This window comes from Streptococcus sp. HMSC062H02, assembly GCF_001813005.1.
Lineage (GTDB): Bacteria > Bacillota > Bacilli > Lactobacillales > Streptococcaceae > Streptococcus > Streptococcus oralis_S.
On sequence record NZ_KV811129.1, the window covers coordinates 1 to 12,803 of the forward strand.

At 41.1% G+C, this 12,803-nt stretch carries 10 protein-coding genes; 2 read left to right on the forward strand and 8 right to left on the reverse strand.

What is annotated here, in order from left to right; translation table 11 throughout:
- Window positions 1-4,424 (reverse strand): CshA/CshB family fibrillar adhesin-related protein (locus tag HMPREF2885_RS06070; RefSeq protein ID WP_070657473.1); only part of this gene is annotated, 4,424 nt, incomplete at its 3' end.
- A gap of 294 nt (window positions 4,425-4,718) precedes the next feature.
- Window positions 4,719-5,426 (reverse strand): glucosamine-6-phosphate deaminase, encoded by a 708-nt coding sequence (locus tag HMPREF2885_RS06075; RefSeq protein WP_000864609.1) that lies wholly within the window; start codon window positions 5,424-5,426, stop codon window positions 4,719-4,721.
- Window positions 5,427-5,576: 150 nt separating this feature from the next.
- On the opposite strand from HMPREF2885_RS06075, the gene queA reads away from it, so the two are divergent.
- Complete coding sequence (gene queA / locus HMPREF2885_RS06080) at window positions 5,577-6,605, forward strand: tRNA preQ1(34) S-adenosylmethionine ribosyltransferase-isomerase QueA (protein WP_070657475.1); 1,029 nt, start codon at window positions 5,577-5,579, stop codon at window positions 6,603-6,605.
- A 39-nt stretch (window positions 6,606-6,644) separates the two neighbouring features.
- On the opposite strand, the gene HMPREF2885_RS06085 is transcribed toward queA, so the two are convergent.
- From HMPREF2885_RS06085 to HMPREF2885_RS06105, 5 genes are read right to left on the reverse strand one after another with little or no spacing between them, the layout of a single operon-like run.
- Window positions 6,645-7,505, reverse strand: coding sequence for a YihY/virulence factor BrkB family protein (locus tag HMPREF2885_RS06085; protein WP_000759516.1), 861 nt, complete (start codon window positions 7,503-7,505; stop codon window positions 6,645-6,647).
- A 29-nt stretch (window positions 7,506-7,534) separates the two neighbouring features.
- Window positions 7,535-9,589: a cation:proton antiporter gene (locus HMPREF2885_RS06090; protein WP_070657477.1), complete on the reverse strand. Its 2,055-nt coding sequence runs from the start codon at window positions 9,587-9,589 to the stop codon at window positions 7,535-7,537.
- Window positions 9,590-9,600: 11 nt separating this feature from the next.
- The gene (locus tag HMPREF2885_RS06095; RefSeq protein WP_000361094.1) at window positions 9,601-9,855 is read right to left on the reverse strand and encodes a hypothetical protein; all 255 of its coding nucleotides are present in this window, start codon (window positions 9,853-9,855) and stop codon (window positions 9,601-9,603) included.
- A complete protein-coding gene (locus HMPREF2885_RS06100; protein WP_049477702.1) occupies window positions 9,848-10,405 on the reverse strand; it encodes a tRNA 5-(aminomethyl)-2-thiouridylate-methyltransferase MnmM in 558 nt (185 codons plus the stop codon). Before HMPREF2885_RS06100 ends, HMPREF2885_RS06095 begins: the two co-directional genes overlap by 8 nt.
- The gene (locus HMPREF2885_RS06105; RefSeq protein WP_070657479.1) at window positions 10,389-11,345 is read right to left on the reverse strand and encodes a tRNA modification radical SAM protein MnmL/YtqA; all 957 of its coding nucleotides are present in this window, start codon (window positions 11,343-11,345) and stop codon (window positions 10,389-10,391) included. Before HMPREF2885_RS06105 ends, HMPREF2885_RS06100 begins: the two co-directional genes overlap by 17 nt.
- 91 nt (window positions 11,346-11,436) lie before the next feature.
- Here HMPREF2885_RS06105 and HMPREF2885_RS06110 point away from each other — a divergent pair, with 91 nt between their 5' ends.
- A complete protein-coding gene (locus HMPREF2885_RS06110; RefSeq protein ID WP_000525394.1) occupies window positions 11,437-11,796 on the forward strand; it encodes a DUF3397 domain-containing protein in 360 nt (119 codons plus the stop codon).
- Window positions 11,797-11,876: 80 nt separating this feature from the next.
- On the opposite strand, the gene HMPREF2885_RS06115 is transcribed toward HMPREF2885_RS06110, so the two are convergent.
- The gene (locus HMPREF2885_RS06115) at window positions 11,877-12,617 is read right to left on the reverse strand and encodes a class I SAM-dependent methyltransferase (RefSeq protein WP_070657481.1); all 741 of its coding nucleotides are present in this window, start codon (window positions 12,615-12,617) and stop codon (window positions 11,877-11,879) included.
- Window positions 12,618-12,803 lie beyond the last annotated feature (186 nt).

Below are 12,803 nucleotides of genomic sequence, written 5' to 3' on the forward strand. Positions count from 1 at the left end.
GGCTCTACTGTTTCATCGATTGGAACCAGTGGATTACCGCCTTGGAAGGTTGGAGTGCCCGTTTGTGGAACACCTTGAGGGCCTGTGCTAGTTGCGCCGGTTCCTGTAGGTGTTACTTCTTTCACCACTGCTTGGTACTTGACTGTAACAGGAGTGCCATTGGCATCCACACGAGTCAATTCAAGCTCTGGTGTTTCACCCTTGAACTGTTTATCAGGAGTGAAGGTCACCTTACCGTCTGCATCCACTTCGAATTTACCAACATTTGGTACTTCTTTCACAGTTGTACCATTGTCAAATAGTGGAGTTGAATCAGCTGGGAATGGAACTGAGTCATGGCCTGGAGTGAAGGTCACTTTACCTTCTTGGACTTGACCTTGAAGTCCTTCTGTCTTATCACCTGTTCCTGTTGGGGTCACTTTCGTAAACTCTGGACTGTAGGTCGCAGTAACTGGAGTGCCATTCTTATCAACACGTTTGACTGTGACTGGATCTGGGTTTCCAACAAACTGTTTGTCTGGAGTGAAAGTTACAGTTCCATCTGGCGCAATTGTGTAAGTTCCTTGACCTGGAATAGATTTCTCTTTGCTTCCATCTTCGAAAGTTGGCTCAACTGTTTCATCAATTGGAACCAATGGATTACCTTCTGTGAAGGTTGGGGTACCTTTTTGCGGTTGACCTTGGATACCATTTGAAGTGGCGTCCGTTGAAGTTGGGGTTACCTTAGTCACTGTTGGAGTATAAGTCGCAGTGACTTCTGTACCGTTCTTATCCACGCGTTTAACCATTACTGGATCTGGTGTGCCAACGTACTTCTTATCTGGCGTAAAGGTGATAGAACCATCAGAATTGATGCTGTATTCACCTACACCCGGAACGGTCTTCGTTGACTGACCATCTTCGAAAGTCATTGGTTTTGTATCATCCAGTGGAACAGCTGGATCGCCTGCTGTAAAGGTTGGCTTACCACTTTGTGGCTGTCCTTGCAGACCAGTTGATGTATCATTTGTACTTGTTGGAGTGACTTTAGTCACTGTAGGTTGATATACTGCTTCGGCAGTAGAACCATTCTTATCTGTCACACGGAGGGTTGCAGGAGTTGGCGTTCCATAGAAATCAGGTGCTGGTTGGAAGCTAATATCCCCATTCGGTTGAACAGTATAAGTTCCTTGAAGTTTACCGCTAGCATCATGTACTGGTAAGCTGTTACCTTGTTGAACTTGTCCATCAACCACAAACTGTGGACCTTCTGGTGCAAATGGTACAGTCTCATTTTGTCCATTGATAGTTGCTTGACCAGGAGTAAAGGTAAGGTGGCTATCTTGTTTTTGACCCTGGAGTCCAGTAGTCTCTGCTCCTTGCCCTGTTGGAGTTGCAGCCTTAACATCCGCTTGATAGGTAGCTGTTACTTCTGTTCCGTTCTTATCTACACGCTTAACAGTTTCTGCAGTTGGACGTCCAGAGTAGCCAGGAACTGGTTGGAAAGTAACGCGACCTGTACTATCCACCTTATAAGTTCCAACGCCAGGAACCTCTTTCGTTGGCTGACCGTTGTCAAAAGTTGGTGCAATTGATTCATCAATTGGAATACGGTTATCACCTGGAGTGAAGACCAAGTTCCCAGATTGCTCTGCACCTTGAATACCTTCAGAACTTGCGTTTTGGGATGTTGGAACAACTCGGGTAACAGTTGGTTGATAAGTGGCAAAGTGATCATTACCACTTGCATCATTTACTTTTAATTTAATCGGATCAACAGTTCCTACAAATGATTTATTTGGGGTAAAGGTTACTCGACCCGTAGTTGGATCTAGGTTAAAGGTACCAACTTCTTTACCACCTGATGTTGCAGGAATACTAGTTCCTGAGATAGGTTCTCCGTTTCCATCCAAGAAAGTAGCAGGATTACTTGCAGATGGTTGAACCGGTGTGTTAGCTGGATTCCCATCAGTAAATAAAATATCTTTTACTTGCGGTAAACCTTGAGCATCAGTTGAACGATGTTCAGTAAAATCAACTACAGTAGGAACATAACGAGCATCCATAGAATTTAGAGGTTGGTTGACAACAGGCTCTGAATTATTTTTTGCAGTCCATTCTGTGCTTGCACCATTGCTATCAAAGCGACGGATGTTAATACCTGATGTAGTCCCAACGTATCCAGCTTTCGGAACGAAGACAACATCAACATTGTCACCATTTGGCGTCACCTTGTAACGTCCTTCTGCTGTTGTATACCAACCTTCTGCATCTGCTGTTAATTCACGTCCGTTATTATCTAAAACGACAGGCGCCTTATTAGTATCAATGGTTGTTCTAGCATTCTCGTCCTCTTTAGAATAACCACGAGGTGTGAAGGCTAAGCTTGTTTGTTGTTGTTGATCGCGTAAGCCCTTTGTTTCCTTCTTCTCACCTTTTGGTGGATAAGTAAGGTTAACTTGTAAGTCTTCAACTTCACCACTAAAGGCTGTGCCAGTCGGTTTCTCGATATCACCTTGGTTCAAAGCAATACGAACACGCATTCCTAGCTTCTTAACGTTATCATCGTTCATAGGTGGGTGATTTCTAAAAGTAACGGTATAGTCGCCTTCATTTGTTACTTCTGTAAAATCACTAGCTTCATTCTCATCAAATTTACCGTTATTATTGAAATCAATCCAAGCTCGAACATAAGCTTTTTCATTTCCATTAGCTGAAGCATGGAAACGAAGCGAATAATCACCATCACGAAGACGATCTGCTTGGAATAACTCATGAGTCTTACCAACTAAGTCTGCTGGTAAAAGCTGATCAATCCCTTCATCAGCATGATCTGTACTATCATCATGGGTCCAATCATTACCTGACGTAGTATCAATATCAGCAGGTTTTCGACCAAGGTAAGGTTGTGGATTTTGTGCTCCCGTAGCAGCATTGTAACCAGAAATAGTGTGAACTGCATTTCCATAACTTTCAGGAGCATCTCCAGTATCTACAACCATGAAACCAATCATAGCAGCTTGCTGACCAGAAGATGCAATATAAATTCCAACTTCTGATGCTTCACGAGTCATCACAATTGGCACAGTATGGTCTTTAGAAGTGTTTGGACCAAATACTTGTGAGCCTAAGCCACCTGTTCTTTGATCAGGATTTGTAAATTTTGTCCAGTCAATCGTTGGAATCGTTGCATTGTCACCAATATACTGACCAAGTCGATTAGGATTCATTGGTGCGTAGGTATCTGTAATCACTTTACCTTGTGGTGACACACGTTTCCATTCAGCTAAATGTTCCCATCCTTTACCATTGGTCGTAAAGATAGCATATTCACCTGGGTTTGCTTCTTCTCCATCCGCCATAACCACTGTAGCCTTAACAGGCTTGTTTAGATATGTTGCTTCAACCTTAAACTTCACTCCATAACTTGCACCATTCTTAGGAACCTGCAATTGGGTTCTACGTCCATTAGTATCAATTCCCTGCTCACGAAGAGATGTCCATTGGTTCATAGGAGCACCAATGATTTTTGGTCGTGCAGAGTCGCCCTCTTTAACTTGGCGATTATAGTCTGCAGGCACATATCTAAACCAGGTGTTTTTAGCATCAGGATCATAACTATTTTCATAAGAAGTTCCTGCTACACGATCACGATAAATCTCAGTTGAGTGGAAAGGTTTTAGTTCCGTAACTGTTAATTTAACGACATATCCTGGAGAAATTTCCTTCTCATAAACACTACCTACTTTAAGAGAACCGTCAGTATCAAGTCCTTTAAATGCCTGACTATCACCAAAATCTAACCAGTTAATTTGCTTAACTAGATCCGCAGGGCGTTTCTTTTCGGAATCTGCTAAAGTTGGTTTTTCAATTGTGTTGTTAGGATCTCCATCACGTAAACCAGTAGGTGTAGCATCTCGACGTGCTCGGCGAGAACGTGTAGGTTGCGTAGCCTCCCTAGTCTCTACTGGTTGTTCTACAGCTCTTGAAGCACTTACAGTTTCTGAGCTAGCTTCAGTTGAAGCTGAATTGGCACTCTCTGCAGGCTTCATTTCTGTAGGAGCAACTGGCTTCTCAACTGAAGGTTGAGGCGATTCAGAAACAACTGGCTGTTCATTCTTTGGTTTCTCAATAGACTCTGAAGCTGAGTTTGCAGGTTTACTATTTTCAGCGGATTGAGGAGCCTCAGTAGCTGAAGCAACTAAAGTAGTTGCAGGTTTTGGTGATGTCTCAGAGTTTGCTGGTGCTGTAGAAGTTGCTGATGGTTCAGCAAGATCCGTTCGAGAAATCTCATTTTGGACACCAGAAGCGCTTGTTTCATCAGCGCTAACCTGAGACGTCACTCCCAATAGAACCAAGGTAGACAAGAGTACAGAACAAACACCCACGTTTAGTTTCCGAATAGAAAACTTACGAAGATGTGGATTAAATAATTCTTTTCCCATTAGAATCTCCTAAAATTATTTTTTAAGATATTATACATTATTTTTAATGATTTAGCTACTAAATTATCCTAGAATAATAACTTTTTTTCTATTAAATAAGCAAAGCTTTTAAATATTATTATATTGAGCGTTCTTTATGTTTGTTTTTAGGAATATTTATATTAATGTTTTATCTCTCAAATAAATTATTTTACAAACTAAATTAACCTTTCTTAGAATATAATAAAAAATTCCTGCTATTTATAAAGCATCAAAGAACCACTCACTCCAAAGAGCAAGTGGTTCTTATACTTTTTATTTTTCAAGCAAGCTGAGCGCTTCAGCATCCGCAATAATCGTCACATCAGGGTGATTTTGCAGACTACTTGCTGGTAGACTCTCAGTCACTGGTCCAGACACTGTTCCGGCAATAGCTTCTGCTTTTGATTCACCGTAAGCAAAGAGAATAATTGACTTGGCATCCAAGATGTTTTTAATCCCCATTGAGATAGCTTGGGTTGGAACGTCTTCAATCTTGTCAAAGAAGCGAGCATTGGCTTCGATAGTAGACTGGTCCAGCTCTACAAGGTGTGTTTGACTGTCAAATGGAGTACCAGGTTCATTAAATCCGATATGTCCATTGCGACCGATTCCCAAGATTTGCAAATCAACAGGATGGTCAGCCAAAATTTGGTTGTAGCGTTCAACTTCTTCTTCAGCATTATCCTTAACACCACGTGGCAAGAAGCTTTCCTTAAATGGTTTTTGGTTAAACAGGTTTTCTTGCATGAAGTAACGGTAAGATTGTGGATTGTCCCCATCAAGCCCTACATACTCATCAAGGTTCACACTGGTTAGATTTGAAAAATCAAGGTCACTCTCAACGATTTCTTTGTAAAACTCAAGTGGACTACTTCCTGTCGCAAGTCCCAATGTTTGAGCGCCATTGGCTAATTTTTCCTTCAAAATCTCAAAAGCAACTTTTCCACCTTCGACTTGGTTTTCAACTTTAATAACTTTCATCTTTTCATCCTCCGTTTTAATCTATATTTATTATATGGTATAGACCAATTTTTGTCAAGTGAAAACGATTTAATTTCTAAAAAAAGAGCGTCCAAACTTGAAACGTGTTATAATGGATAGGATTAGAACTTAGAAAGAATGAACAGATATATGAATACAGCTGATTTTGATTTCCACTTGCCTGAGGAATTGATTGCCCAAACACCCCTTGAAAAGCGAGATGCCTCCAAACTCCTCATCGTCAATCGTGAGACGAGAGAAATGCAGGATAAACACTTCCACTCTATTATCGACATGCTGGAACCAGGTGATGCCCTTGTCATGAACGATACTCGCGTTCTCCCTGCCCGCCTCTATGGTCAAAAGGAAGAAACTGGAGGCCATGTGGAGCTTCTCCTACTCAAAAATACCAGTGGAGATGAGTGGGAGGTTCTCGCTAAACCTGCCAAACGCCTCAAGGTTGGTACTCGTGTCAACTTTGGCGATGGTCGCCTCAGCGCTGTTGTTACGGAAGAATTGACCCACGGGGGCCGCATTGTCCGCTTTGAATACCAAGGAATTTTCCTAGAAGTTTTGGAAAGTCTGGGAGAAATGCCATTGCCACCTTATATCCATGAAAAACTGGATGACCGTGAACGCTATCAAACGGTCTACGCTAAAGAGAGTGGCTCTGCTGCAGCACCGACTGCTGGATTGCACTTCACCAAAGAACTGCTAGCAGAAATCCAAGCCAAGGGTGTTCATCTGGTCTATCTCACTCTTCACGTCGGACTCGGAACCTTTAGACCTGTCTCTGTTGACAATCTGGACGAACATGAAATGCACTCTGAATTCTACCAGCTCTCTGAGGAAGCAGCTGCCACCCTTCGCTCTGTTAAGGAAAATGGAGGTCGCGTCATCGCTGTTGGAACCACTTCGATTCGCACACTGGAAACCATCGGTTCCAAGTTTAATGGGCAAATCCAATCAGATTCTGGTTGGACCAATATCTTTATCAAACCAGGCTACGACTGGAAGGTTGTGGATGCTTTTTCAACTAATTTCCACCTGCCCAAGTCAACTCTCGTCATGTTGGTTTCTGCCTTTGCCGGTCGTGACTTAGTCCTAGATGCCTATCACCATGCCATCCAAGAACACTACCGCTTCTTCAGTTTTGGAGATGCCATGTTTATCTATTAAGAAAATCCCTATTAGGAAACCTAATAGGGATTTTTCTAATTATTCCATACTAAACTCTGGATCTTTCAAACTCTGAACACTGGCATTGATAACTGCTCCGATAATCAAAATCTTTGCAATGAGAATAAACCAGAACATCATGACTACCACGATAATGGAACTGAAAAATCGAACGTCAACCAGATGATTGACATAACTATTGACGTAGACAGAAAAGATATTCAATAAAAAGATAAGAGTTAGCAAGACAAAGACACTTCCTGGTAAAACATAGCGGATTCGTGGTGCTTTTACTTTTGGAAGGAAGTAATAAATCATAACCAGAATGGCAAAGATCAAGGCATAGACCAGAGGGCCTGTAAAATCTTGCAGGTAGGAAAATAGCGGACTGTCTGATTGCCAGTAAGTTTTGAGGAGGTTGAGCAACATACGACCAAACATACTCAAAAATAAGGCAAAGGCAAAAAGGATCTGCAAGCCAAAACTAACAAGTAGACTCATCAACTGATGGGAGATAATGCCTCGACTCTTGGTCACCCCATAGGCTTTGTTAAAGGCTTTTTGGAGGAAATCCATTGATTTCGAAAAGGTCCAGAGTGCAGATAAAACGGCAAAACTCAGCAAACCAGTTGATGGTTGAGTCAGAACTTCTCGGACAATCTTGGCAACCACATCATACACCGTATCAGGCAAGAATTCCTTGATCGTCAGTAAGAAATTTGAGACTGGAATCTGAAAATAAGGCAAAATATTGACCATTATCATTAGCAAAGGAAAGATTGAAATCAACCAATAGTAGGCAACCGCAACACTGGTCAACTCGCTATCAGATGCTTGATAATAATGCAAAAAAGCTTTCAATAAGGGCCTGTCCATCAGCTCTTTCCACCACTTTTTCATGTTCCATCCTCCGTCATTTTCTTCATCATTTAAGTTCTTCTGATTAAATCTAGCATATCATAAGGCAAGGTATTTGCAGCCTCTTTCAGAGAATAATTCTCTAAATTATTCACATTTTGGCGTAGTTTTTTAGCATACTTGGCTGTTATCAGTTTAGCTTCTTCGTATTCAAAGATTGCCTTACGTTCGAGATAGTAGCCTCGTAGCATTTCATCGATATTGTTTGGCTTGATGCGATTGATAACCCGCTCAACAAAGGCACCACTTCCGATAATGGCCGTCTCGCGTAGACGAGACTCTTGCATAAAGCTAATCAGAGAACTCTTGTAAACCCCTTTGAGGTTTTCCAAACTCTCGATAATCAGCTCTGTATTTTCCAAATACAACTCTGAAATCTGATCATAGTCAACTGCTAGTAGTTTACGAGATTCTTCATTCATCCAACTACGGAAAGTTTTGCCAAAGGTAAACATTTCATGGAGTAGAAAGCGCAATATCCGTAAGGAAACTAGGAAGTAATAAGTCACTCTAGAAGCGAAATTTCGATTGATACTCTGCTCCATGTTTTTTAGGTAACGTTGGTAAACTCGATAGCCACGCTCGCTGATTCTATTTTCTTCATAGGCTTGCTCCAAACCGTCACTCTCAATACTCAAGATAAGAAGTTTGAGGGACTCCCAGTCCTCTTGGACTCTCTTATTTTCCAGACTAAGGATGAGGTTTTCAATCCGACCATGGTAATTATCAATAGCTGCATAAAGAGGAAGTTTGTTCTTGTGATGGTCCAGTTCTTTTTCTAATTCTGCAGCTACATCATTCAGAATCGCAATATGCATCAAATGATCCTTGCTTTCCTCTTGTTCTTCAGATAAGTGAGGGAGGACCAATAAACCTGTTAGAAAGCTCAATAGTGTAACGCCTGCTACAAGGAAGAGTAAGAGAGGGTATTCCTGCTCCAAATGACTTGGTATGAGGAGAATGGTCGCGATAGATACTGTCCCTTTGACACCAGAGAAGGTCAAAAGAAGCATATCTTTCATGTACTTATGAATTTTTTTCTTAAGTCGACGCGTCCTCACAAAGTAAAAACCAGCAATCATGACAAAGCGGATCGCAAAAAGCAAGAATGTCAGAACGACAACTGAAATCAGTAAAAGAAGGGGATTGTAGAGAGAATTAGACAAAATCGGCTCTGCTATCAACTCTAATTCCATTCCCAAGAGAACAAAGACTGATCCATTTAGCATAAAGGTCACGGTGTGCCAGACGGTCTCCGTCACGGTGTCTACCTGAGCCTCAAGGAGCGTAATTTTCTTAAAGCGACTGGCCTTCAAAATACCTGCAACCACTACTGCGATAATCCCTGAAACATGAAACTCTTCTGCAATGAAAAAGGTCATGAGTGGCAAACTTAGCTCTAGCAATAGTTCACTGGCTATATCTATCGCTCGTACACTCAGCAAAAAGCTATGCAAGAAACGATTGACCATAGCCGTCACAAAACCGACTACAAAACCACCAAAGATAGAAAGTGCTAGGGAAGTTCCTGCTTGGCTGAATGAAAACGTTCCTGTTGTCCAAGCAGCAAGAGCCATCTGAAAGGCAACCAAACCAGAAGCATCATTTAAGAGTCCTTCCCCTTTTAGGATATTAGAAACCCGTTTGGGAAAACGAAAACGTTCAGAAAGAGATGCAAAGGCAACCAAATCTGTTGGCCCAAGTGCCGCTCCAACTGCTAAACAGGCCGCCAAAGGAAGAGTCATCCAAAGGAAGTGAGCCATGCCCCCCAAGCTTAAGGTCGAGATAAAAATCACAGGAAAGATCAGAAAGACGACAATCCGCCAATGCTTCAAAATGGACGTAATATCCGCTTCTTCTGCCTCCCGGAAAAGTAAGGGACCAATAACCATGGCTAGAAACAGCTCTGTATTGAGATGAAAGTCCGCATCGGGAACAAATAAACCAATCCCAATCCCCAAAAGAATTTGTACAAGAGGAAGGGGCAAAAAAGGGAGAAGTTTATTGGTCGTGGTTGAAATGATTAAGACAAATAAAAATAGAATCAAGTAAATGAGTAATTCCACACAATTCCTCCTTAATCTTTTTTACAACAAGATTCAAAAATCTCCTTTTGCTCTTGGATTTTCTGATCAATCTTAGAACAGTCTTTGTGCTCAATTTTTTTCTGGCATCGTTCCATTTCAAGAGCCACTAATTTTTTCTTGATTTTAAGCATTTTCTTGCTCATATGTGCTTCGTCGAGCACGCCGACTGCTCGCTCGTGATGCGTTGACTCGACAAAATTTTGGCGCATTGCCTCAAGCTTCTCACGAAGGTATTGTTTATCCATGTCTATACCTTTCTAATTTTTCAATCATAACTAAAAACGGTGGATTATTAACTTGGTTGAGAGTCCGATAAATGGCAGCTGTATACTCTTGTTGGTTCAATTGGCTAACAAAATCCAATACAGCATCCCTCTCAGTATCTCCTCCTTCATGACCATAGTAGATCATGATAGCAATCCGTCCCCCTTTGACAAGCAAATGACACAGATTTTCTAATGCTTCGATAGTAGTCTGAGGTTGAGTGATGACGGATTTGTCAGCAGAAGGTAAATAACCAAGATTAAAAATCCCTGCCTTAGCTTCTGTCACAAACTGGTCTAGTGTCTCATGACCTTTCAAGATTAACTGGGCATTTTTCATTCCAGCCTGATCCAAACGCTCTTGCGTCTTCTCCAAAGCCTGCTCCTGAATATCAAAGGCATAGACTTGCTTGGCTAGCTTGGCTAGAAAAAGGGTATCATGCCCATTACCCATGGTCGCATCCACAACAATATCCTCTTTTGTCACGACTTCAGCTAAAAAATCATGCGCCATCTCAAGTGGTCTTTTCATTTTCAAACTCCTGTTTTACAGCCTTACAGCCCTGAACACTTCCTCGGCGTCTCATTTCAGTTTCAATAGCATTTAGCACTTCCCATTTATTGAGGCTCCACATAGGGCCAATCAGCATATCTCTCGGTGCATCTCCTGTAATTCGATGGATGACGATATGCTTGGGAATGATTTCTAGTTGGTCACAAATGACCTTGACATACTCATCCTGACTCATCAGTTGCAAGCGTCCTTCGTGGTAATCTCGCTGCATCCGTGTATTGGTCATGAGGTGAAGCAAGTGCAGTTTAATTCCTTGAATATCATTATCCGTAACACAGCGACGGACATTTTCGACCATCATCTCATGAGTCTCACCAGGCAAACCATTGATCAAATGGGAAACAATCTCAATTTTGGGATATTTCCTCAAGCGTTTTACTGTTTCAACATACAATTCATAAGAATGGGCACGGTTAATCAGGTCAGAGGTTGCTTCAAAAGTAGTCTGTAAGCCCAATTCTACAGTCACATGCATGCGTTCCGATAACTCAGCCAAATATTCGATGGTTTCGTCTGGCAGACAGTCTGGGCGCGTTCCGATATTGATCCCTACTACACCTGGCTCGTTGATAGCCTGCTCGTAACGCTCCCGAATCACTTCCACCTTTTCATGGGTGTTGGTAAAGTTTTGGAAATAAACTAGATACTTTTTAACATCTGGCCACTTGCGATGCATAAAGTCGATTTCCTTATAAAATTGCTCGCGGATAGGGGCATCCGGTGCCACGATGGCATCTCCAGAACCCGAAACCGTACAAAAAGTACAACCACCATGAGCTACAGTTCCATCACGATTTGGACAGTCAAATCCCGCATCAATAGGAACTTTGAAAGTCTTTTCTCCAAAAAGTTTTCGATAATAATCATTCAAGGTATTATAAGATTTCATAACTTTCATTATAACAAAAAACACCTACAATCTCAAAAGCCTGACTTTCCAACAAATTCCCTTGTTTCTCATTTCCTTTAGCGTTTTTTTATGATACAATATGGGTATGATTTTAATGAAAATAGCATCTATTTTATTATTGATATTAACCTTGGTGGTTTGCTTTATTGTCACCAAGCTTTTCGGACTTAGGAAAATAGGATTTAATTTCGCGGATCTAGCTTTTCCACTTTTGGTATTCGAGTACTATCTGATTACTGCTAAAGCTTTTACCCACAACTTTCTACCGCGACTTGGAGTCGCACTTTCTCTCCTAGCAATCCTCCTTGTAGTCTTTTTCCTTGTCAAAAAACGAAGTTTTTATTACCCTAAATTCATCAAGTTTTTCTGGAGAGCTGGTTTTCTCCTTACCTTAATCATCTACATAGCAATGATTGTCGAATTGATGATGCTCCCATAAAAAACATTCCCTCAGACAGCTGTCTAAGGGAATATTTTTATCTTCATACTTACTTTCTAAGCTCGACCAAGATACTTTTTTTATTTCCTAAATGTTAAGGCGTAGAATTTTCCATCCCAAAGAAGTTTCATTTCCTTTTCCTTAACTTCGCTTGGAACAGCATTCTCAATTTCACTCAAATCAACAGTAGCATCTTTAAAATAATCCTTACTAAAATGATTTTTCTTATATTGCTGATCCACATAGTCAGCCGTCTCATCTGCAATTAAAAGCTTGGTTCCTGGCTTCGCCACTCGTAGCATTTCCTGCATAGCCTTGGCCTTATCATTGAAAAAATTGATTCCGCCAATATGGTAGACAATGTCAAAACTATTATCCGCAAAGGGTAGATCCTCCGCGCAAGCATGGAAAAGTTGCAAATTAGTCTTTTTAGCGCAAGATTTCTGGCATTTTTCTAGCATACTGATAGAAATATCTACCCCTACAAAGTCTAAACTTTTCAGGTCAATTGTCTCAGGGATATAACGGAGGTCTTGACCAGTCCCGATAGAAACATAAAGAACAGATAAATTATCTTTCCATTCTATTTCCTCCATCAGATCCCTTCTCAACTTATCAATTGATTTGCCGTGGAGAAGTGGTCCTATCCATTTCTCACTCATATCGTACCAGCGAGCCATACGGTTATACATGGTCATGTATTTAGCATTATCTCCAGATAGATAATCTGGATTAAGAGACAGATAGATATCGCCATCTTTTTGAAAATTTTCTACCTCCAAACCTGGCTTCAATTTATCTTGTAATCTTGTTTCAATCATATGTAACATCTCCTTTTTTATTTGTCACCTATTATAGAGGATTTCGTAGCGAAAACAATAGCTTTTCAGTAAGTGGCAACTATCCACTTGTATCCGGTAGTAGAACCAGGGTCAGTTACAAAAAAACAAGTGCCAATTTCCATTGACACTTGTTTCTACTTTTAAACTGTGTTGCAAAATTTCGTG